The 21,776-nt window shown below is 67.6% G+C and carries 21 protein-coding genes; 4 read left to right on the top strand and 17 right to left on the bottom strand.

Annotated features, from left to right (window positions below; all coding sequences use genetic code 11):
• Positions 1-2: 2 nt before the first annotated feature.
• The 17 genes from U5O44_RS11625 to U5O44_RS11705 all read right to left on the bottom strand — a co-directional run bounded on the left by U5O44_RS11625 (position 3) and on the right by U5O44_RS11705 (position 15,363).
• A complete protein-coding gene (locus tag U5O44_RS11625) occupies positions 3-1,457 on the bottom strand; it encodes a 2-hydroxymuconic semialdehyde dehydrogenase (RefSeq protein WP_322588642.1) in 1,455 nt (484 codons plus the stop codon).
• A gap of 54 nt (positions 1,458-1,511) precedes the next feature.
• Positions 1,512-1,964 (bottom strand): GlcG/HbpS family heme-binding protein, encoded by a 453-nt coding sequence (locus U5O44_RS11630; protein ID WP_322588643.1) that lies wholly within the window; start codon positions 1,962-1,964, stop codon positions 1,512-1,514.
• Positions 1,964-2,908: a catechol 2,3-dioxygenase gene (locus U5O44_RS11635; RefSeq protein WP_322588644.1), complete on the bottom strand. Its 945-nt coding sequence runs from the start codon at positions 2,906-2,908 to the stop codon at positions 1,964-1,966. The genes U5O44_RS11630 and U5O44_RS11635 overlap by 1 nt, the downstream gene beginning before the upstream one ends.
• 18 nt (positions 2,909-2,926) lie before the next feature.
• Positions 2,927-3,295 carry a 2Fe-2S iron-sulfur cluster binding domain-containing protein gene (locus tag U5O44_RS11640; RefSeq protein WP_322588645.1) on the bottom strand — a complete coding sequence of 123 codons (369 nt, stop codon included), beginning with the start codon at positions 3,293-3,295 and terminating at the stop codon, positions 2,927-2,929.
• A 3-nt stretch (positions 3,296-3,298) separates the two neighbouring features.
• Positions 3,299-4,381, bottom strand: a complete 1,083-nt coding sequence (locus tag U5O44_RS11645; protein WP_322588646.1) for an NADH:ubiquinone reductase (Na(+)-transporting) subunit F — start codon at positions 4,379-4,381, stop codon at positions 3,299-3,301.
• A 118-nt stretch (positions 4,382-4,499) separates the two neighbouring features.
• A complete protein-coding gene (locus U5O44_RS11650) occupies positions 4,500-4,865 on the bottom strand; it encodes a phenol hydroxylase subunit P4 (RefSeq protein ID WP_322588647.1) in 366 nt (121 codons plus the stop codon).
• The gene (locus U5O44_RS11655) at positions 4,862-6,406 is read right to left on the bottom strand and encodes an aromatic/alkene/methane monooxygenase hydroxylase/oxygenase subunit alpha (RefSeq protein WP_322588648.1); all 1,545 of its coding nucleotides are present in this window, start codon (positions 6,404-6,406) and stop codon (positions 4,862-4,864) included. The genes U5O44_RS11650 and U5O44_RS11655 overlap by 4 nt, the downstream gene beginning before the upstream one ends.
• Before the next feature lie 38 nt (positions 6,407-6,444).
• Complete coding sequence (locus U5O44_RS11660) at positions 6,445-6,714, bottom strand: MmoB/DmpM family protein (RefSeq protein WP_322588649.1); 270 nt, start codon at positions 6,712-6,714, stop codon at positions 6,445-6,447.
• Positions 6,715-6,739: 25 nt separating this feature from the next.
• Positions 6,740-7,735 carry an aromatic/alkene monooxygenase hydroxylase subunit beta gene (locus U5O44_RS11665; RefSeq protein ID WP_322588650.1) on the bottom strand — a complete coding sequence of 332 codons (996 nt, stop codon included), beginning with the start codon at positions 7,733-7,735 and terminating at the stop codon, positions 6,740-6,742.
• Positions 7,736-7,800: 65 nt separating this feature from the next.
• Positions 7,801-8,022 (bottom strand): phenol hydroxylase subunit, encoded by a 222-nt coding sequence (locus U5O44_RS11670; RefSeq protein WP_322588651.1) that lies wholly within the window; start codon positions 8,020-8,022, stop codon positions 7,801-7,803.
• Between the two features lie 290 nt (positions 8,023-8,312).
• Complete coding sequence (locus tag U5O44_RS11675; protein WP_322590479.1) at positions 8,313-9,083, bottom strand: coniferyl-alcohol dehydrogenase; 771 nt, start codon at positions 9,081-9,083, stop codon at positions 8,313-8,315.
• Positions 9,084-9,088: 5 nt separating this feature from the next.
• Positions 9,089-10,093 (bottom strand): branched-chain amino acid ABC transporter permease, encoded by a 1,005-nt coding sequence (locus U5O44_RS11680; protein WP_322588652.1) that lies wholly within the window; start codon positions 10,091-10,093, stop codon positions 9,089-9,091.
• Positions 10,090-11,028, bottom strand: a complete 939-nt coding sequence (locus tag U5O44_RS11685) for a branched-chain amino acid ABC transporter permease (RefSeq protein ID WP_322588653.1) — start codon at positions 11,026-11,028, stop codon at positions 10,090-10,092. The genes U5O44_RS11680 and U5O44_RS11685 overlap by 4 nt, the downstream gene beginning before the upstream one ends.
• Entirely contained in the window at positions 11,025-11,780 is a 756-nt protein-coding gene (locus U5O44_RS11690; RefSeq protein WP_322588654.1) for an ABC transporter ATP-binding protein, read from the bottom strand. Before U5O44_RS11690 ends, U5O44_RS11685 begins: the two co-directional genes overlap by 4 nt.
• Positions 11,777-12,508, bottom strand: coding sequence for an ABC transporter ATP-binding protein (locus tag U5O44_RS11695; protein ID WP_322588655.1), 732 nt, complete (start codon positions 12,506-12,508; stop codon positions 11,777-11,779). Before U5O44_RS11695 ends, U5O44_RS11690 begins: the two co-directional genes overlap by 4 nt.
• A gap of 35 nt (positions 12,509-12,543) precedes the next feature.
• Positions 12,544-13,848, bottom strand: coding sequence for an ABC transporter substrate-binding protein (locus U5O44_RS11700; RefSeq protein WP_322588656.1), 1,305 nt, complete (start codon positions 13,846-13,848; stop codon positions 12,544-12,546).
• A gap of 39 nt (positions 13,849-13,887) precedes the next feature.
• Positions 13,888-15,363, bottom strand: coding sequence for a benzaldehyde dehydrogenase (locus tag U5O44_RS11705; protein WP_322588657.1), 1,476 nt, complete (start codon positions 15,361-15,363; stop codon positions 13,888-13,890).
• 253 nt (positions 15,364-15,616) lie between these two features.
• Between U5O44_RS11705 and U5O44_RS11710 the strand changes: the two genes are divergently transcribed.
• The 4 genes from U5O44_RS11710 (at position 15,617) to U5O44_RS11725 (ending at position 21,689) form a co-directional block, all read left to right on the top strand.
• Entirely contained in the window at positions 15,617-17,470 is a 1,854-nt protein-coding gene (locus U5O44_RS11710) for a sigma 54-interacting transcriptional regulator (protein WP_322588658.1), read from the top strand.
• A gap of 69 nt (positions 17,471-17,539) precedes the next feature.
• Positions 17,540-19,249 carry a sigma 54-interacting transcriptional regulator gene (locus U5O44_RS11715; RefSeq protein WP_322588659.1) on the top strand — a complete coding sequence of 570 codons (1,710 nt, stop codon included), beginning with the start codon at positions 17,540-17,542 and terminating at the stop codon, positions 19,247-19,249.
• A complete protein-coding gene (locus tag U5O44_RS11720) occupies positions 19,249-19,962 on the top strand; it encodes an FCD domain-containing protein (protein WP_322588660.1) in 714 nt (237 codons plus the stop codon). The genes U5O44_RS11715 and U5O44_RS11720 overlap by 1 nt, the downstream gene beginning before the upstream one ends.
• Positions 19,963-20,348: 386 nt before the next feature.
• Positions 20,349-21,689 (top strand): serine/threonine protein kinase, encoded by a 1,341-nt coding sequence (locus U5O44_RS11725; protein WP_322588661.1) that lies wholly within the window; start codon positions 20,349-20,351, stop codon positions 21,687-21,689.
• Positions 21,690-21,776 lie beyond the last annotated feature (87 nt).

A 21,776-nucleotide genomic window follows, 5' to 3' on the forward strand; every position in this document is an offset into this window, starting at 1 on the left:
ACTCAGAGCTTGACCATCACGTTCCGCAGCTCGGTGTAGAACTCCAGCGAATGCACCCCGCCTTCGCGCCCGATCCCTGAGGCCTTCGCGCCGCCAAACGCGGTGCGCAGGTCGCGAAGGAACCACGAGTTGATCCAGCACAGCCCGACCTCGATGGCGGCGGCCATGCGGTGCGCGGTGCCGAGGTTCTGTGTCCACACGGTCGTCGCCAGCCCGTAGTCGGTGGCGTTGGCCAGCGCGATGGCTTCTTCCTCGGTGTCGAAGGGCGCGATGTGGCAGCAGGGGCCGAAGACCTCCTCGCGCACCACGCTGGCGCTCTCGGGCAGGCCGGTCCAGATCGTCGGCTGGACCCAGTGGCCTTCGGCCAGGGCGCCGGGCATGTCGGGCACGCCGCCGCCGGTGACCACCGTGGCACCTTCGGCCACCGCCTTGGCGTAGTAGCCGAGCACCTTCTGCTTGTGCTCCGCCGAGATCAGCGGGCCGAGGCCGACGCCGGGCTGCTCGCTCGGGCCGACCTTGAGCGCCTCGGCCTTCTCCTTGAGCGCGGCGACGAACTTGTCGAAGATCGGCCGCTGCACATAGAGGCGCTCGGTGCCGAGGCAGACTTGTCCACAGTTCTCGAACGCACTGCGCGTGATGCCGGCGACCGCCTTGTCGAAGTCGGCGTCGGCGAAGACGATGCCGGCGTTCTTGCCGCCCAGCTCGAACGACACCGGGCGCACGCCTTTGGCGGCGGCGGCCATGATCGCCTCGCCCGTGCGGGTCTCGCCGGTGAAGGTGATGCCGTTGACACCCGGGTGCTTGGTCAGGAACTCACCCGCCGAGCCGGGGCCAAAGCCGTGCAGCACCTGGTACACGCCCTTGGGCACGCCGACCGCGTTCATCACCTCGCCGAGCAGCGTGGCGGTGGCGGGCGTTTCCTCGGACGGCTTGACGATGACCGTGTTGCCACAGGCCAGCGCCGGGCCGACCTTCCACGTCATCAGCAGCAGCGGCAGGTTCCACGGGCACACCACCGCGACCACCCCGAGCGGCGAGCGCACGGCGTAGCTCACCGCCGTGCCGCCGTCCGGCGTGGTCATCTGGAAGCTTTCGGTCGGCACGTTCTTGACGATGTCGGCGAAGACCTTGAAGTTGGCCGCGCCGCGCGGGATGTCGATGTGCGAGGCCAGCGACAGCGGCTTGCCGGTGTCGGCGATCTCGGCCTGCAGGAAGTCGTCGAAGCGGCGGTTGATCTCGTCGGCCACCGCGTAGAGCATCTCCACGCGCTTGACCACGCTCATGCGGCCCCAGTCGCCCTTGAGCGCGGTGCGGGCGCTCGCGACGGCCGCATCGACCTCGGCCTGTCCCGCCTCGTGGACCAGACCGAGCACCCGGTTATCCACAGGTGCGCGGTTCTCGAAGGTCTTGCCAGTGGCGATGAACTCGCCGTTGATGAAATTGAGGAACTGCTTCACGTTCAAACCTGTGGATAACTGGGTTGTGGATAAGTTGGATGGGTTGGCGGCCGCTCAGGCCAGCCCGAGCGCCTGCAGTCCTGCGCGGGCGCAGGCTTCGTCCTGCTCCGCCGAGCCGCCGGACACGCCGATGCCGCCGATCAGTTCGCCGTCCGCCGTGATCGGCAGCCCGCCGCCGAAGACCACCAGCCGGGGCCGCCCGGACAGGCCGATGCGCAGCATCTCGTCTTGCGCGAGGGCTGCGCCCCACTGGCTGGTCGGGAAGCCGAAGCTGGCCGCCGTGTAGGCCTTGTCGATGGCGATGTCCACCGAATGGAGGAAGGCCCCCGGCATGCGCAGGAACGCCGCCAGGGTGCCGCTGCGGTCGGTGACCGCGACGTTGATGCGCAGCCCCATCGCCTCGGCGGCCTGCACCGCCGCGCCGACGGCGGTGTGGGCCGCCGCGGCGGAGATGGCGTGCTGCGCCACGTGGTGCGAGGGGGTGCCCGTCACGGTGGCGCTGTCCATCAGGTGTAGACGTCCGTGAAGGACGGCACCGCAGAACCCGTGTGGTAGAAGATCCCGGACCAGAGCTGGTCCTCGGTCCAGGTCGTCACCGGCCGGTCACGCTGCGCCAGGTAGCCCAGGCCGGCGAAGGTCTCGTTGCGGTTGCCGCTCGGGTCGAAGAAATAGATGGTCTCGCCGCGCGTGATGCCGTGGCGGGTGGGCGCCACGTCGATGCGGGTCTTGTTCTTGGCCATCACGTCCGCGGCCTTGAGCACGTCGTGCCACGAGTCGAGGAAGTAGGCGATGTGGTGCAGCCCGCTGCGCGCGCCGCCGACGAAGGCGATGTCGTGCGGCGTGGTGGTGCGGCTCATCCAGGTGGCGGCCTGCATGTCGCCGTTCGGCCCGACCAGCACCTGCTCGGTCAGGAAGAAGTCCAACGCCTCGGTCATGAAGCGGGTGTTGTCCGCGACCGTGTTGATGCCTTCAGGCGGGTTCATCTCGCACATCAGCAGCAGGTGGTCCAGCCAGTGCGCGCCCGCGCCCTTCAGGCCGTCCGGCCACGGGTCCGGGTTGGTCGTGCCGACGTCCGTGCCCACGTACTCCTTGGTGGCGTACAGGCGCATCTCGTGGCCGCTGGGCAGGTTGAACTGCAGCATGCGGCCGGTGGCCGGCAGCGTGCCTTCGTCGAGCAGGGTGGTCTTGATGCCCCAGGCCTCGACCTTGGCCTGCAGTTCTTCCAGGTCGGATTCCTTCTCGACCTTGTAGGCAACGTGGTTCAGGCCGGCCTGATCGCTCGGCGTGAGGATGAGCGAGTACTTGTCCCACTCGTCCCAGCACTTCATGTAGACGTTGCCGTTCTTGTCTTCCATCGTGACCTTGAGGCCGAGCACGTTTTCGTAGTGCTTGAGGGCCGCCGCCATGTCCATGACTCTGAGGCTGGCGTGACCGATGCGCATGACACCCATGATGTGTCTCCTAGGGGTTCAGGGTTGGGGTGAGGGGGTGGGTTGCGGGGTGGCCGCCTGGGCGTACCCGCGGGAAAACGGTTTCTCGAACTTGCCGATCACGTCGAGCCGCACCGGCGTGGTCGGGGCGACCCGGCAGGCAAGGGTGCAGCCCTCGGCTTCTTCTTCTGCGCTGACATGGGCGCGGCTGACGGGGCCGAGTGCCGTCACCGTGCCTTCGACGATGCGGACCTTGCACACCCCGCAGCCGCCGTTGACGCAGCCCACCGGGATGCCCTTGCGGCCGAGCCGCAGCATCCCGTTGAGCAGGCTCTCGGTGGTGGCGCACGGGAATTCCTCGCCGGTCTGCGTCACGCGGACGTTCACCTTGGGGCGGAAATCGAACATGCGTCAGACCCTCTTGAACAGCGGGCTGCGCTGGGCGTTGGCATCGGCGGCCGAGATGAACTTCTCGGTGTGGATGCCGTCCTCGAACAGCCGGCCCTGCATCAGCACGCCGATGCAGGCCTCGACCATCGGCGGCGGGCCGCAGAGGTAGGCCTTGTGGCCGGCGAACTGGCCGCCGAAGTGCGCCTTGGCTGCGTCGTGGACGAAGCCGCGGGCGCCGGTCCAGTCCGAGCCTTCCGAGGCCTCTGGCTCGTTCGACAGCGCGGGCACGTAGGTGAAGTTCGGGTGCTGCGCGGCCAGCGCGACGAACTCGTCGTGGTAGTACAGCTCGGCGCGGGTGCGCTGGCCGTAGACGAGCGTGATCGGCTCGGTGCAGCCCTGGTCGAGCAGGTCCAGCACCATCGAGCGCGGGCTCGACAGCCCCGAGCCGCCGGCCATGAACACCATCGGCAGGCGAGCTGACTGCCGCACGAAGAAGCGCCCGTACGGGCCGGACAGCCGCAGCCGGTCGCCCACCTTCAGCTTCTCGTGCAGCCAGGTCGTGCCCGCGCCGCCCGCGACGATGCGCACGTTCAGCTCGATCTCGCCGCTGCGCTGCACATCGGCGGGCGCGTTGGCGATCGAGAAGGCGCGGCTCTGGCCGAGGCCGGGGATCTCCAGTTGCACGTACTGGCCGGCCTGGAAGTCGATCGGCGCCACGGCGGGGTCGAGCTGCAGGTGCAGCGCCTTGATCGTCGGCGTGAGGTCCACGATGCGGGCGACGGTGGCGGCGAAGTCGCGCACGGGGATGGTCCGCGCGTCCGGCTCCTCGTCGAGGTCGGCCTCGATGGTCACGTCGTCCTGCAGCGTCGCGCAGCAGGCCAGCGTCTTGCCCTCGTCGCGCTCGAAGTCCATCAGCGCGAACGGATTCGCCGCGCCGTGGTCGACTTCGCCGCCGCAGACCTGCACCTTGCAGGTGCCGCACAGGCCGTGGCCGCAGGCGTGGGGGATGTAGATCCCCTGGCGCAGCGCGGCATCGAGGATGGTCTGGCCGTCCTCGACGTCGATCACGGCGCCGAGCGGGTCGATGGTGAGTTGGTAGCTCATGCAGTGTTCACCGTGGTCCCGTCATGCCCGCGTCTGCGGGCACCCACGACCACGAACATCGTGTCGGGTCGTGGATCCCCGCTTGCGCGGGGATGACGGAGGTCTGGGGGTGTTGGCGTCAATTGCAGGAGCCGTTCAGGCCGTGCAGCCCCGGCGTGCGGAAGCGGATCACGTCCTTGTGCGTCAGGCCGTTCTCGGCCAGCGACTTCGCCGGGTCCGGCTGCCACGGCTGGCCGGACTTGGTCCACTCGACGGTGGCCCAGTCGATCTTGGCGAAGTCCGGGTGGTAGCCGTAGACACCCGGCAGCACGGCCGCACCGACCGCGCCGAACGGCATGTCCGGCGGCAGCGGCAGGCACACCGGCGCGCAGATCATCAGGTGGTCTTCCCAGCCGATGTAGAGCAGCGGCGCGGGGAAGTTCTCGCGCACGTCCTTCATCGGGAAGTCGTACGGCGCGGCGTTGGGGTTGGCGACGACGCTCATGCTGCGTCTCCCTTCCAGGCGGCAAAGTTCTTCTGGTCTTCCGAGCCTTCGAAGTCGAAGTTGTCCCGGCCGATGTTCATCTCGTACCACTGCAGCACGGCGATGAGCGGATCGAACCCTTCGGCGGTCGGGTTCACGTCGGGCTTGAAGCAGTGGCCCTGGTAGATCTGGTGCACCGGCAGCCAGCTCTGGATGTACTTCTCCGGCTCGTCCTCGAAGATCTCCTTGCAGTGGTCGGAGCAGAAGTGGTACTTGTTGCCGAAGTAGTTCGTCTCGCGGTAGCAGATCTTGGTGGCGTCACCCGGCTCGGTGAACAGCATCGGGATCTGGCACGTCGTGCACAGCATCGGCAGCGTCTTGTTGTAGAAGCGGTTGCCTTGTGCCGCCTGCTCGCGCCAGTAGTCCCAGCGCGGCTTGTAGGTCGACTCGAAGCTGTCCGGGTACTTCTCGGCCAGCCACTGCATCTCGCCCTCGTTCGGGATCCAGGTGTGGAAGGGCGCGGCGGCGTTGTAGTTGTAGAAGGTGGCCCACGCCTGGTGGCTGATGTGGTCCTTGCCTTCGCAGGCGTCCTTCCAGCCCTTGGGCTCGCGGATGCCGTAGCGCGCCAGATCCTTGAAGAGCGCGCCGCCGTTCTGCTCGGCGTACATCTCCCACGCTTCCTTCCAGCTCATGACGCGCTTGGGCAGCATGTAGTCCTGCATCATCGCCACGATGGTCAGCAGCCGGTAGCCGCGCCAGAACCACTTGTCGATCCACTTCTGCACGATCGGCACATTGGCCGGATCCTGCTCCAGCATGAACTTGATGCACTCGATGCCCAGCGTCATGTGGCGCGATTCATCCGACTGCGCCGAGAAGCCGAAGGTCACCGTGGACATGTCGCCGTTGTGCGCCGCGCCCGACATGAAGGGCACGAACAGCAGGTTCGTCAGCACGTACTCGAACGAGAAGCTCACCGCGGTGAGGAACTCGAACGGGCCGCCGGTGCAGGCGTCCTCGAAGAAGCTCTTCGGCACCGACAGGTACCAGACGCGGTCGAACCAGTGGCTCGAATGGTGCAGCCCGTTGAAGTACTTGTTGTAGTGCGAGAGCGCGTGTGTCTCGGTCTGGAAGTGGCGCAGCTCGTCGATCGACTGCATCTGGGCCGCGACCCGGGCGCCTTCGCCGGTGAACTGGCGGCCGACGTGGGCGAAGCCGCGGTGGGCGTAGTACTCCAGCGGCGTGACGCCCTGGATGAAGAGCTTGAGCGCGTTGATGTAGCGCGCGTCACTCACGCCGAGCTGGCCGTTGTTCTGCGCGAACGCCTCGATGACGGCGTAGAGCTTCTTTTCCTTCTCGCCCTGGTATTTCCAGTAGGCGTCCATCGTCAGGCGGAACGGGTCTTGCCACTTGTCCCAGTCGTGGATCTTGATGCCCTCGTAGGTGTCGTAGGGGAAGACCTTGTCCATCGGCTGGTAGGTCGTCTCCCAGCCGAGGCCGCGGGTCATCGCGGCGTAGCGTTCCTTGAGGCCGAGCTTTTTCTTGGCGACGCGGGTGTCCATGCTTGTCTCCGATTTGTCCGGGGTGCAGTTCGGTGGGATCAGTTCATCCAGCTCAGGGTGAGCTGGTCGTCGTCTTCGTCGATGTGGCCCGACAGCGTCACGAGGTTGACGTGGATCTGCTGCAGGTCGAAGGGGCAGCCGGTGATCTCCTCGATCGTGGCGCGGCGGATCGTCAGGCGCTGCGGCACGTCGATCTTGGTCAGCCCGGTCGGGTGCGTGACGACGGCGGTGGGGTTGTCGGCCACGATGGCCTCGACCACTGGCCGGGACTCCTCGTTGGCCTGGAAGGCGATGAATACGTTCGACATGGTGCGTGTCCTGGGGTGAACCTGATCAGGCGGTGAGGCCGGCCTTGCGGCAGCGGGCGTCGAGCGCGGTGCGGGCGTCGGCCAGCGCCGCTTCGCCGTGTTCGCCCATCGCCAGTTGCGCGACGGGGGCGAGGGCGGCCTGGGCGCGGTCGGTCCAGTGCGTGGCCCACTGCACCAGCAGCGCGCGGTTGTCCGGCGACTCGGCCGCGGCGACCTTCACCACGGCGTCGATCCAGCGCGCGCTCTCGGCGTGCCAGTCGGTCATGAACGAGGTCAGCATCGCCACCGCGGTCGCGCCCTTGAGCGTCAGGTGGTCATCGACGAAGCTGCCGTAGACCAGCGGGTAGAGCAGGCCGTCGATCGCCAGGTTCTGCGCGACGAACAGCTCGAACGGGTCTTTCACGACCAGCGTGTCCTCCACCAGCCGGCGCAGCTCCTGCCACACCGGCGCGTTCAGCCACGCCTGCTTGCCGACATCCAGCACCTCCGGCTCGCCCAGCGCCAGGCCGAGCCGCGTCAGGTACTGCGCCACGCCCAGGTTGTCCATCGCGTGGAACATGGCGGGCGCGGTGAACGCGGTGCCGTAGCCGTAGGCGCAGACCGAGGCGTTGTTCATGTTCGCGCCCCAGGCGACATGGCGCAGCGGCATCAGCACCGTCAGCGCCTGCTCCCGCACCGCGTCGCTCATCGCGGCGACCATGCCCTTGGACTCGACGAACTGGAAGTTGGACTCCATCGCGTCCTGCTGGCGCGCCCGGGTCATGGTCCAGTTGGCGTAGTAGTACTGGCGCGGATCCTTCAGGACGTACCAGTCCTTCAGCTTGATCGCCGTGCGCGCGGTGTCGAACAGCTCGTACTCGGGCTGCCAGGTCGGGCGGTAGTGGAAGTTGGCGGCGGGCTGGGCGCCGATGGTGGCTTCCAGGTAGCGCGACGCCACCTTGTCGCCGCCGAGGTGCTCGGCGACGCGGGTCAGGGTCTGGCGCAGCGGCTGGATCTCGCGCGCTTGCAGGTCGATGTTCATCGGGCTTGTCTCCTGTTGTGGTGCGGGGTCGGGTCGGGGACGTCGGGGGCGACACTCAGGTTCAGTCAGGCGTCCAGCCGGATCACGCGGTGCGTGGCGCAGAACTCCGCAAACGCCGCTTCGGGCAGCAGCAGCTCGACCAGCAGCTCCGGCCAGCCGATCGCGAACTCGAAGAGCACAAGACCGTCGGCCCGGCTTTCCAGCACGCGGACGTACTTCTTGCGGGTGTCGAGGCCGGCGACGGGGTCGTCGAGGGTGGCCGTGTCGAGGGGCGGGCTTGCGGGCATGGGCAGGACTCCGGGTGGTCCCCATTCCATTGCAAGCGACAGGCCACTTCAGGCGAGTTTTCCTGAAATCTCGATATTTCTAGGGTAAGCACCGAGGCGGTGCGGCCTGCTGCGTCAGAAAACGGCCCCGAATCGCACGCGATTATGGGGCCGATGACCGGTCAAAAAGGAGGCTTTTGACCGGTTTTGAGCGCCTGATTGACCATTTGGACAAGTCAACCGGTGTGATTTGACGATTTGGTCAAATGTCGAGAATGTCTCGATACTGTCTCGCGAATGCCCTTGGGCGCTCAGAGGTAGGTCGACGCCAGCCCGCCATCGACCGGCAGGTTGACACCGCTGATCCAGCGCGCCGCGTCACTGCACAGGAAGGCGATCACCGGCGCCACCTCGTCGCTGAAGGCGGGGCGCTTCATGCGGTGGGCGTCCTTCTGCACGCGCTCCTCGCCCAGCATCTGCACGAAGTCGCCGAGGATGGGCGTGAACACCGGTCCCGGCGCCACGCAGTTCATGCGCACATCGTGTTCCATGAACAGCGTCTGCGACTGGGTGACGGTCCAGACGATCAGCGCTTCCTTGAAATACTGGTAGCAGGTCTCCTGCGGCACGGTGTTCTCGGCCTGCGCCAGCCAGGCCAGCCCCGCGTCATAGGAGGCCGTCTGGGCCAGCGCGCGGTGGCGCTCCAGCCGGGCGGGCCATTCGGCGCCCAGGATCGACGAGACGTTGACCACGCTGCCCCCGGCCATGCGCTTGACCAGGCCGAGCGTCAGGTGGCGCAGACCGAGGTAGTTGACCTTGGCGACCAGGTCGACCGGCGCGGTGCCCGGCACGCCGGCGATGTTGCACAGCGCGTCGATGCGGTCGGGCAACCGGGCGATGGCCGCGTCGATGGCGGCGGGGGTGGACAGGTCGGCCTTGACGAAGCCGTCGAGGGTCAGCATCGGGTCGTTGCGGTCGATGCCGATGACGCGGGCACCTTGCAGGCGCAGCAGCCTGGCGGTGTCGCTGCCGATGCCGGAGCTGACGCCGGTGATGACGATGGTCTTGCCTTGCAGGCTCATGACGCTCATGGGGTGGAACTCCTGGGGAGATTATGGACGGGGGTGGGAACGGCGGTGGATAGAGAAGGGTCGGACGTGGCGGGTGGCGGGCGGCGGTTCTGCCAGTCGTGCCACAGACCGGCCAGGCCCCGGGGCAGCCAGAGCGCGAACACCATCGCCACCGCGCCCAGCCCGGCGAGGTACCAGGCGCCGAGGTGGCCCAGGCTTTCCTGCAGGCCGAACAGCAGCAGCGCCCCCACCAGCGGTCCCCACTGGCTGCGCAGCCCGCCGACCAGGGCCATGAACAGCATCAGCACCGACCACTGCACGCCGAAGTTGGTCCGCGGCAGAAAGGTGATCGCCGACGCCAGCCAGGCCACGCCCGCGAGCGCGGCACCGAGCGAAGCCAGCACGTAGACCCAGCGGCGCGTGGGCATGACCCGCACGCCCAGCGACGCCGCCGCTTCGTCGTCCTCGCCGATGGCGCGGGTGGCGGTGCCGACCGCGCTGCGCAACAGCCAGGTGGTGACGACCAGCATGAAGACCAGCGAGCCGAGCGCCATCCAGAACCCGAAGTTGCGGCGCAGCCCGGGCTCGACCGCATTGAGCGCCAGCAACGAGGTGCCGGTCTCGCCCTGCACCATCGGGTCGAGCATCACCAGGATGCGGATCACCTCGGCCACCACCCAGGTGGCGATGGCAAATTCCCCTTCCTTCAGCCGCAGCACGAAAAACGACAGGCCCCAGGCCACCACCGCCGCGCCCACGGCACCCGCGAACAGCGCCGGGTAGGCGGCCCAGCCCCCGTCGACCAGCCGCAGCGCGAAATAGGCGCCCAGCCCGAAGAAGGCCTGCTGGCCGACCGACACCAGCCCGGCCTGCCCCGCCAGCAGGCCCCAGGTGGCGGCCAGCAGCATGAAGATGAACAGCGAGGTGAGCTTGTCGATGGCGTTGGCGCCCAGCAGCAGGGGCAGCGCGGCCAGCGCCACGGTCAGGGCGGCGGCCAGCAGCCACGCGATGGTGTGTTTCATGGCTGGGCCTCGACGGTTGCAGGTGCCGCGACGGGCGGCGGAGAGGTGCGGCGTGGCACGGGCCAGATCGACAGGCCCAGGCCGTGGCGGTGCTGGCGCCACAGCCGACCGCCGAGCACGCACAGGAACAGCAGGTGCCCGCCCAGGTGGAAGCCCTGAGGGGACACCAGCGCGCCGAAGCTCTGCGCCAGGCCCAGCAGGATGCCGCCCAGCAGCGTGCCCCAGAGCGAGCCGAGGCCCCCGATGACCACCGCCTCGAAGGCCATGATCAGCAGCAAGGGGCCGCCGTAGGGCTCGATCGTGGCGCGGGTGGCCAGCATCGCGCCCGCCAGTGCGGCCAAGCCCACCGAGAGCGCGGCGGCGGCCCGGTGGACCCGCGCGGCGTCCACACCGCACAGGGCGGCAGCTTCCGGGTCGGACGACGCGGCGCGGATGGACCGCCCCAGCCGGGTCCAGCTCAGCACCCCCTGCAGACCCGCCAGCACCACCACCCCCAGCACCAGGGTTAGCACCGGCAACTGGCCCACCACGGTGTCACCGGGCAGCGTCCAGCTCGCCCAGGACAGCTCGCCCAGCGCATCGGCCAGCGAACGCGCCTCGGAGCCGAACACGCCATACAGCCCGTTCTGGATCAGCGCGCCCAGCCCCATGGTCACCAGCAACGGCAGCAGCACGCCCGAGCGCAGCGTGCGCGCCAGCACCCACTGCTGCAGCAGCATGCCGACCACGCCCATGGCGGGCACGGTGACCAGCACCGCCAGCCACGGCGACCAGCCCAGCCCGACCAGCCACAGCACCCCGAACGCGCCGAGCATGGCCAGGTCGCCGTGCGCCAGGTTGATGATGCGCATGACGCCGAACATCAGCGAGAGTCCGGCCGCCAGCACGGCGTAGTAGCCCCCCAGCAGGGTGCCTTGAACAAGTGCATCGATCATGTGGCGTGCTCCACGCCGAAGTAGGCGTCGGTGACAAGTTGGCGGTCCAGTCCGGCCGCCGCGGCGGCCAGCACGATGCGGCCTTCGCGCAGGCAGAGCACCCGGTCGGCAAACGCCATGGCGCGCCCCAGGTCCTGCTCCACCAGCAGCAAGGTGGTGCCCGCCTCGCGGCGCAAGTCGTGCAGGTGCTGGTACACCTCGTCCACCGCGCGCGGCGACAGGCCGAGCGACACCTCGTCGATCAGCAGCACGCGGGGGTTGGTCATCAGCGCCCGGGCGATGGCGGCGGCCTGGCGCTGCCCCCCCGAAAGCGCCCCGGCGGGCCGGTTCATCAAGGGCTGCAGCGCGGGCAGCGCCTGCACCACCCGCTCGATCGTCCAGCCGGCCCCGCCGTCACGCAGGCGACCGCGGTGTTCCTGCGCCAGCAGCAGGTTCTCGCGCACCGTCATGTCAGCGAACAGGCGCCGGCCTTCCGGCACCAGCGCCAGCCCCTGCTGCACCCGCTGGTGCGCCGGTCGCGCGCTCACCTCGTCGCCGCCCAGCCAGACGCTGCCGCCCTGGGCGGGATGGACGCCGGCCAGGGTGCGCATCAGCGTGGTCTTGCCCGCGCCGTTGGACCCCACCAGCGCCACGGTTTCCCCGGCCCTGAGCTGCAGGGACACCTCGCGCACGGCCACCAGTTGCCCGTGGCTGGCGCTCAGGTGGCGCGCTTCGAGCAGCACATCGGTCGATTTCTCCGGGTTCACGCTCATGCCGGCACCCCGCCCAGATACGCCTCGACCACCCGCGGGTCGCTCATGACCGCCTGCGGATCGCCCTGCGCCAGCACGGTGCCGGCGTCCATGCAGACCAGCCGGTCCACCACCTTGAGCAGCGCATGCAGCACGTGCTCGATCCATACCACCGTGAGGCCTTCGTCGCGCAGCGAGCCCACCAGGGCCGACAGGGTGGCCAGCTCGGCCTCGGTCAGCCCGCCGCCGATCTCGTCGAGCAGCAGCACGCGCGGCTGGGTGGCCAGCGCGCGCGCCAGCTCCAGCCGCTTGCGGTCCATCAGCCCGAGGCTGGCCGCCGGACGCCCCGCCAACCCCCCGAGCCCGCAGCGGAGCAGGCTGTCCTGGACGGCGCGTTCGGCCTCGTGGCCGCGCAGCCCGGCGCCATGCTGCGCGGCGACCAGCGTGTTCTCGTGAACACTCAGACCCAGGAACGGCCGCGGCACCTGGTGCGTGCGCGCCAGGCCCGCCCGGCAGCGGCGCGAGGCGTCCCAGGTGTCGATGTTCTGGCCATCGAAGCGCACACTGCCGCGGCTGGCCGGCAGCGTCCCGGCCAGCACACCGAACAGCGTGGTCTTGCCCGCCCCGTTGGGGCCGACCACACCCAGCGCCTCCCCCCGGCGCAGGTGCAGGTCCACGCCATGCAGCACCTGCAGGCGGCCGAAGTGCTTGCACACGCCTTCGGCTTCCAGGATGAGATCGTCGGACATGGGCACTCCCGTGTTGGCGTGTCGGTGTGTCGGTGTCAGCCGAGCTTGTAGGGCGTCATCGCGGCGGTCAGCGGCACCCGGGGGTTGTCGGCGTTGGAGACGACGTTCACGCTGAACTTGCCGTTGGCCCCGCGCATCCACTGCACACCGACCAGGCCGGTGGTGGCGCAGTTGGGCACCGGTCCGGTGGTGAAGTCCACCAAGCCGACGGCGGTCTCGGTCTTCAGGCGCGACAGGGCCTGGGCCAGCGACGCGCGGTCCTTGGGGTCGGCTGCGCTGCGGACCGCGGCCACGGCGGCGTCGAACAGCGAGGCGGTGGCCCCGATCTGCACGTTCCAGGCCTTGCCGCTGGCCTTCTCGTAGGCGTCGGCCAGTTGCGCGCTGCCCATGCCGGTGGCGGGCGAGCTGAACGGGAAGCCGCGGTGCCAGTACGCCCCCGAATGCACGCCGTGGCCCAGTTGACCCAGGGCCTCCAGCTCGGCGGCGAACAGGCCCGCCTTGGCGGTCTGCACGATCTTCACCTGCCGGGCCAGCCCGCGCTGGGCCGCCTGGCGCCAGAAGACCGCGAAGTCGGGCGGAAAGGGAAAGGTGTTGAAGATCTCGATGCCTTCCTTGCGGAACAGCGCGATCTGGGCCGAGAAGTCGGTCAGGCCGTTCTGGTACGGGCCGGCATCGACCACGGTGAAGCCGGCCTTCTGCAAGGCGGGGATCAGCATGCCGCGGATGGCGTTGCCGTCAGCGTCGGCGGGCAGCAGCATGCCCACCCGCTTGTTGGTCGGCACCAGGCTCCACTGGTCGGCGTAGAGCCTGGCGAAGTTGCCCACGCCAAAGCAGAAGTGGTAGGTCCACTTGAAGGGAGACGGCTCGCCCGGCTTGGCGCCGCGACCGAAATAGAACGCCTCCCACGGGCTGGTGGTCGAGAGCGCGGGCACGCCGGCCGCCTCGCAGGCGTCGGCGACCGGGTTCACCGTCTCGGGCGTGGAGGTGGACAGCACGAAGTCCACCTTGTCGGCGTTGATCAGCTCCTTGGCCATGGCCGCGGCGCGCACCGGGTTGCTCTGGGTGTCCTTGGCGATGAACTCGATGCCGTAGCGCTTGCCGCCGACCTCGATGCCACCGGCCAGTTGGCGGCGCACCTGGTCGAGCACGAAGCCGTCGCCCTCGCCGAACAGGGCCAGCGGTCCGGAGCGCGGGCTGACCACGCCCACGCGCAGGGTGTTGCCCTGCGCGCGACCGATCATCGGGAAGGCACCGAGGCCGGCGCCGGCCGCGGCCAGGCCGGTGGACAGGGCACGGCGGCGCGAAACACCCCCCGTGAAAATGGATGCTGGTGAAGTCATGTCTGTCTCCTGGGGCTCTTGGATGTCGCGGGCGGAACGTCAGAACGGGAACGGCGGCACGCTCGCCTTGACCGTGACCCACTTCCAGCGCGTGTATTCGTCGATGTCGGCCGGGCCACCCACCGCGCTGCCATTGCCCCCCAGGCCCGGGCCGCCGAAGGGGTTGGTGCAGTCGTCGTTGACGGTCTGGTCGTTGATGTGGACCATGCCGGCGTTCAGCCGCTCGCCGAGGGCCATGGCGCGGCCGACGTCGCGGCTGATGACCGCGGCCGACAGCCCGCCCTGGCTGTCGTTGGCCAGCGCCACCGCCTCGTCGTCGGTGTGGAAGGTGACCAGGTTGACCAGCGGACCGAAGGGTTCTTCGTCAAAGCTGCGCATGCCAGGTCTGACGCCCGACAGCACCGTGGGCTTGTAGCAAAGGCCCTCGAAGGTGCCGCCCGCCTCCAGCGTGGCGCCTTGCTGCACGGTGTCCTGCACCAGCGCGTCAAACCGTGCCAGTTGCCGGGCGTCGATCATCGGGCCCAGCGCGACCCGGCCACTGGCGCCGTCGCCCACCGGCAGGTGCGTGGCCTTGCCGACCAGGCGCGCCTTCAGCCCCTCGGCCACCGAGGCGTGCACCAGCACCCGGTTGCTGGCCATGCAGATCTGGCCTTGGTGGAACCAGGCGCCAAACGCGGCGGCGCTGGCGGCGGCGTCCAGGTCGGCGTCCTCCAGGATCACGAGGTTGTTGGCACCGCCCAGCTCCAGCGACACCTTCTTCAGGTGCCGACCCGCCAGTTCGCCGATGCGCCGCCCCACGCCGGGCGAGCCGGTGAAGGCGATCATGGGCACACGCGGATCGGTCACCAGCGCTTCGCCGGCTTCGGCGTTGCCCGGCAGCACCTGCAGCACACCCGCCGGCAGACCTGCTTCCTGGAACACCCGTGCCAGGAGGAAGCCGCCGCTGGCGGGCGTGCGCACATCCGGCTTGAGCACGACCGCATTGCCCAGCGCCAGCGCCGGGGCCACCGAGCGCAGGCTCAGGATCAGCGGAAAGTTGAACGGCGAGATGATGCCCACCACCCCATGCGGCACCCGGCGCGCGATCGACAGGCGCCCGGGCGTGCTGGGCAGCACCTGGCCCTGCGACTGCATCGGCAAGGCGGCGGCGAGCTGGCACAGCACCACCGCCTCGCGCACCTCGTGCTGGCCCTTCGGGAGGATGCCGCCGGTCTCGCGGGCGATCAGCAGCGCCAGCTCGTCGAAGTGCTGCTGGAACAGCGCCGCGGCCTTCAGCAGGATGGTGGCGCGGTCGCGTGGCGAGGTGGCGGCCCAGGCGGCCTGTGCGGCGTGGGCGCGCTCGATGGCGGCGCCCATGTCGGCGGCGTTGGCGACGCCGGTGCGCCACAGCGGCTGGCCCGTGGCGGGCTCCAGCACGTCCTGGTGGCTGGCCAGGGGGGTGGTCCAGCCGCCGTCGAATGCGGTGCCGCTCCAGCGTGCTGCGTCGACCCAGTCGATGTGTTCTGCAAAGCCCATGTTCGTCTCCTGATCCGGATCCCGGTGGTTGAGGGGGTGTTCGCCGGTTGGCGCCGGCCACCCGGGGCTCATCGCAACGGGCGTACCAGCGGGCCGCCACCGCTGGCGCAAACGCCCCCCGTCCGGGCCCGCGCCCATAGGGAAATCTCCTGACAAACCCTGAGCCGTTTCCAGGCCGTGAAAAGCCGGTCCGGCGCGGGCGCGCACGGGGTAAACATGACTGTCTGGATGCATTCATGGCTGTCACGATTGAATGTCTGCATTCATTTCTGGTGACCCGATGCCCGGTACCCGCATCTCCCTGGCCCAGCTCCACCGCGCCACCGGCACCCCCACGCCGGCCTCGCCCTCCCCGGCGCCGTTCTCGGGCCAATGGCGCTTCGACCTGCAGCAGGTGGACGCCATCAGCCACCCGACCGTGGCCGACCTGAGCGAATGCCTGTTCTTCTCGCCGGGTGACGGCCGCATCTGGCTGCAGGACCAGCGCATGGTGCTGATGCACGCGGCGGCCCTGGGCGGCTTGCGCCGCGAGCTGATCGAGGCGATGGGGCTCGACAAGGCGCGCGGGCTGCTCACCCGGATGGGCTACCTGAGCGGGGCGCGGGACGCCGAGCTGGTCCAGCGCCAGTGGCCGGACGCCGAGCCGTCCGTGGCGGCGGTGGCCGGCACGCGGATGCACGCGCTGGAGGGCATGGTCAAGGTGGAGGTGGTGCGGGTGCGCTTCGACGCCGCCACCGGCGAATACCAGGGCGAGTTCCTCTGGCACAACTCCAGCGAGGACGACGAGCACATCGCCGTCTATGGCGTGGGCGGGTCGCCGGCTTGCTGGATGCAGGCGGGCTACGCCACGGGCTATGTGAGCACGCTGTTCGGCCGGCTGATCCTGTTCCGCGAGGTGAACTGTCGTTCGGCCGGCGACGCCCAGTGCCGCGTGATCGGCCGCTCGGTGGAACTCTGGGACGACCCGCAGGAAGACCTGCGCCACCTGCAACTGGGCGACGACGGCCCGGACAGCGAACCCCAGGCGGCGCCGCTGGGTTCATGGGTGGCGCAGCGGGGCGTGCCGGGGGGGCAGGACCCGACCCTGGTGGGCGCCTCGTCCGCCTTCAATGCCGCGTACCACATGGTGCGCCGCGTGGCCCCGACGCCGGCGACGGTGCTGTTCACCGGCGAGTCCGGCGTCGGCAAGGAGATGTTCGCCCGCAGCCTGCACCGCAGCAGCCACCGCGCCAGCCAGCCCTTCATCGCCATCAACTGCGCGGCCATCCCCGAGACGCTGATCGAGTCGGAGCTGTTCGGCGTGGAGCGCGGCGCCTTCACCGGGGCGGGCGCCTCCAGACCGGGTCGGTTCGAGCGCGCCGACGGGGGCACGCTGTTCCTCGACGAGATCGGCACGCTGAGCCTGGTGGCACAGGGCAAGCTGCTGCGCGCCCTCCAGGAGGGGGAGATCGAGCGGGTCGGCGGCACCCGGACGCTGCGGGTGGACGTGCGCGTGGTGGCTGCGACCAACGAACACCTGCGCCAGGCCGTGCGCGAGGGGCGCTTCCGCGAAGACCTGTTCTACCGGCTCAACGTGTTCCCGATCCACCTGCCGCCGCTGCGCGAGCGGCGCGACGACATCCCGCTGCTGATGCAGCACTTCCTGAACCACTACCGCGAGCGTTACCAGCGCGACGTGCCCGGCTTCAGCCAGCGGGCGGTCAAGGCGCTGTTCAACTACGCCTATCCCGGCAACATCCGCGAGCTGCAGAACCTGATCGAACGCGCGGTCATCATGGTCAATGACGGCGAGCTGATCGACGTGCATCAACTGTTCAGGGGCGGCGAGGAACTCGGGGAAGCGGTGCTGTCGCTGCCGTCCGGGGCTGCGGGCGACCCCGGCGGGCGCCTCGTGGAGGGCGACGCGGGCGCGCAGCGGGCGGCCGGCCACACCGCGCCAGTGCCCGGTCAGACCCTCGAAGAGGCCGAGCAGCAATGGATCGCCGCCGCGCTGCGGCGCACCGGCGGCAACATCGCCGCCGCGGCACGGCAGTTGGGCATCACCCGCGCCACGCTGCTCTACCGGGCCAGGCGGTACGGGCTGGCGGTTGGACGGCAGGCGCGTTGATGGACGGTTGGCGCGACCCTAGAATCGTCCCACGAGAAAATCTCGAGAATTTGCCCGCGGAGCCTCGGCATGCCCAATCCCCTGAAGTACCCGCCCGACACCGACCTGCGGCGCCTGCTGCGCTTCGCGCCGGACGAGGGCGCGATCTGGCTCGGTGAGCGGCGCATGGTGCTGCTGCACACGGCGTCGCTGGGCGCGCTGCGTGAAGACCTCATCAACTCGATCGGGCTGGAGCAGGCGCGGCGCATCTTCACGCGCATGGGCTACGCCAGCGGCCTGAACGACGCCGAGTTCGCCCGCCGGACGCGGCCCGGGCTGGACCTGAACGCGGCCTTCCTGGTCGGGCCGCAGTTGCACATGCTCGAAGGCGCGGCCCGCGTGACGCCGCTGAAGATGGCCTTCGACCGCGAGGCGGGGCGCTTCGAGGGCGAGTTCCGCTGGGACCATTCCTGGGAGGCGCACGCGCACCGCCAGAAGTTCGGCCCCGCCGACGACCCGAGCTGCTGGATGCTGACCGGCTACGCCTGCGGCTACACGTCGGCGTTCATGGGGCGGCTGATCCTGTTCAAGGAGGTGGCCTGCACCGCTTGCGGCGACGAGTTCTGCCGCATCGTCGGCCGCCCGATCGAGGACTGGCCGGACGGCGAGGCGCACCGCGTCTATTTCGCCACCGACTCGCTGGTCGAGAAGATCGAGGCGCTGAGCCTGCAGGTCGAGGCCTTGCGCTCGACACTGGCGCCGGCCGGGCCGTGTGGCTCGATGGTGGGCCAGTCGCCCGCGTTCCGGCGCGCGTTCGAGCTGCTCGGCAAGGCGGCGGCCACGCAGGTGACCGTGCTGCTCACCGGCGAGACCGGCGTCGGCAAGGAGCGCTTCGCCCGCACGCTGCACGAGCTGAGCGCGCGCCGCGCCGGGCCGTTTGTCGCGGTGAACTGCGCGGCGCTGCCGGCCGAACTGATCGAGGCGGAGCTGTTCGGTGTGGAGAAGGGTGCCTACACCGGCGCCCACGCCGCCCGCACCGGCCGCTTCGAGCGCGCCGACGGCGGCACGCTGTTCCTCGACGAGATCGGCGACCTGCCGCTGCCGCTGCAGGCCAAGCTGCTGCGCGCGCTGCAGGAAGGCGAGATCGAGCGCCTGGGCAGCGAGACGACGCGCAAGGTGAATGTGCGGCTGGTCGCGGCGACGAACGTGGACCTGGACGCGGCGGTCAAGGCCGGGCGCTTCCGGCGCGACCTGCTGTACCGGCTCAACATCTACCCGATCCGCATCCCGCCGCTGCGCGAGCGCGGCGCCGATATCGAGCTGCTGGCGCAGACGCTGCTGGCGCGCTTCACCGCGCTGCACGGCAAGCGGCTGCAGGGCTTCAGCGAACGCGCCTTGCAGGCGCTCGGCCGCCACGGCTGGCCGGGCAATGTGCGCGAGCTGGAGAACCTGGTCGAGCGCGGCGTGATCCTGGCGGCGCAGGGCGGGGCGATCGAGGTGGAAGACCTGTTCTCGCTCAGCCCCGGCCATGGCCACGGCGACGGCGCGGCCGACCGCACCGGGCTCGACCCGCACGGCCAGCTCGCCGCGCTGCCGCCCGACCCGGACGAAGACCTCTGCGCCCGGATGCTCGCCAGCGGCCTGCCGCTGGAGGAGCTGGAACACCAGTTGCTCGCCTTTGCGGTGGCCCGCGAAAGTGGCAATCTCTCCGCAGCGGCCCGCCGCCTGGGCATCACGCGCCCGCAGCTCGCCTACCGCCTGCGCCGTGGCCCGATGCCCTCAGAACCTGGAGCCCAATGATGCTGCCGTCCGAAAAATTCCTTGCCGCCTTCCGCAGCCACGACGAGGCGCCGCGCACCTTGGTGGAGCGCGCCTACCTGGGCCTGCGCCACGACATCGTCTGCGGCGCGCTGGCGCCGGGCGAGCGGCTGCGGGTGGAGCACCTGAAGGCGCGCTACGACGTGGGCGCGGGCACGCTGCGCGAGGCGCTGTCGCTGCTGCTGTCGGACGCGCTGGTGACGGCGGAGGGGCAGCGCGGTTTCCGGGTCGCGCCGATCTCGCTGGCCGATCTGGAGGACATGACCAACACCCGGGTGATGCTGGAAACCGAGGCGCTGCGGCTGTCGATCCGCCACGGCGGGTCGGCGTGGGAGGCGGCGCTGGTGGCGGCGTTCGACCGCCTGAGCGAAGCCGAGCGCAGCCCCGAGCGCATGCGCGGCGCCGACTGGGAAGACGCCAACCGCGCCTTCCACGAGGCGCTGATCGCCGGCCACGGCTCGCCGTGGAGCCGCTACCTGCTCGGCATCCTCTACCGCCACGCCGAGCGCTACCGCTACATCGCGATGCGCGTGGTGGTCACCGAGGCCGGGCCGCCGCGGGATGTGCACCGCGAGCATGAAGACCTGTTTCGCGCGGCGATCGGGCGGCAGGAGGCGCGGGCGGCGCTGGCGCTGGAGGCGCATGTGAGGAATACGTGTGAGGTGTTGAAGAAGGCGGGGTTGGGGGCGGGGTGATGTGACGTGAGGTTTCTCACGGTTTGTCCGGATCTGTGAAATTCGGACGGGGAGCGCCAGTCGGGCACTGTGGACGGTGTCGGGGTGGCGCTTTATTCTGGATGGTTGCTGGATTTTGCAAGGTGAACTTGCAGGGTTTCACGGTCTGTTTAGGGAGAAGTTATGCGTCACACCGCAGAAAAAAATCAACGCCGACAACGACTTGCGGGCTGTCTTTGCTCCGAGTTAGGCGTCAAGAGCCAAGTTAGGCAGCAGGGCCGTTAGGTCTAAATACGTTAGGCAAGCAACACAAAATAGTTTCAGCGTCTCGCTTAGATTTTTCAGACGGACAATATATCTCAAACGACAATTTTCTTCCACAAGCGTCAAACTAACACGAGGACTACATGTACAGAATTGGAGAAGTTGTTGCCGGTCGTTATCGCATCGACGGTTTATGTAGCGATTCAGGCGGCATGGGTCAAATCTTATTCGTTACCGACACGAGCGGTAGAAGCCGAGAACCTTTGGTACTAAAATATTGCCGCCAAATTGGCGAGGAAATTACGGCACGTTTCAGACGTGAAGTGAGAATACTTAGCGAATACAGAGGTAATCCTAAAGTGGCACAACTCGTAGATTACGATCTCGATGTCGAGCCTCCATTTTTTGTTATGAAATATTATGAAGGCGGCGATCTAACGAGACTGCACCCCAATTTAAATAACAACCCAACCCTCCAAGAATCAGTATTTCTAGAGATGATAAACTGTATTTCAGAATTGCATGCAAGGAACCAGTATCATCGAGATATAAAACCACAAAACTTCCTAATCTCAAACAATTCAATATTTGTTTCTGATTTTGGGTTAAGCATGGAATTTGAATCAGGGACTGCCTTCACACGCAGTTCAATGTATTGGGGAACACCCGGCTATTTGCCCCCAGAATTTCTTAACAGCGGAGGCTTTAAAAATGCAGACGCCGCCAGCGACATATTTATGCTCGGCAAAAGCTTCTACGTGCTCCTTACTCGAAGAGATCCAGTTTATCTTATGCCTGACGGCATACCCGCCCCAATATATTATGTTATTGAACGCGCCTGCGCTATAGATAAACGGCAACGCTATCAAAGCCTGCCAGACCTAAAGCAAAATTTGGTTATTGCATATGACGTAATTATTGGCAGAAACGGGACAATATCAGAAACCCAACAGCTATTCAGCAACATAATCCAGCGCCTCAAACTCGATAATCAATACGACAGCACTCAATTCACGAAATTTCTGGAGAAACTGTTTATTCTCGCTACTCATGACAAGATCCGATTGTGCTTGGAATTTGAGAAAGAAATCTTCTTCGTACTGAGACAACCACCACTCGCCACATCACATTTGGGGCGCTTCTTGGATGTTTACAAATTAATGGTTGAGAGCGAGGGCTATGGCTGGGGGTTTTCAGAATCAATTGCCTCTTATATGAAAATATTATTTAAGGGGGATGGCGTTCCCGTTGATTTGAAAGCCAGGGCTTTAGAGTTGGCAATCGACGCGTCTCATAGGATGAATAGATTTGCTGCTATGGACATTTGCATATCCATGATATGTGAAGTCTCAGAAAATAATCTCGGTTTCGCGGTGGCTGCAGTAATTCACCGAAACCCGCATTCATTTATTGTTGGAATAGAGCCTGTTAACTGCAAGTCCGATGCCGTAAGAACAGCAGTTACCTCCCTAAAAACACAGTAACAACACTCGACCACGTAAACGCCTAACCAATTCGTTCGACCCGCACCGCCTTCGGCGGGCGGATCAACTCAAACGTTAAGCATCGGA

Source organism: Sphaerotilus sp. (assembly GCF_034519685.1).
GTDB lineage: Bacteria > Pseudomonadota > Gammaproteobacteria > Burkholderiales > Burkholderiaceae_C > Sphaerotilus.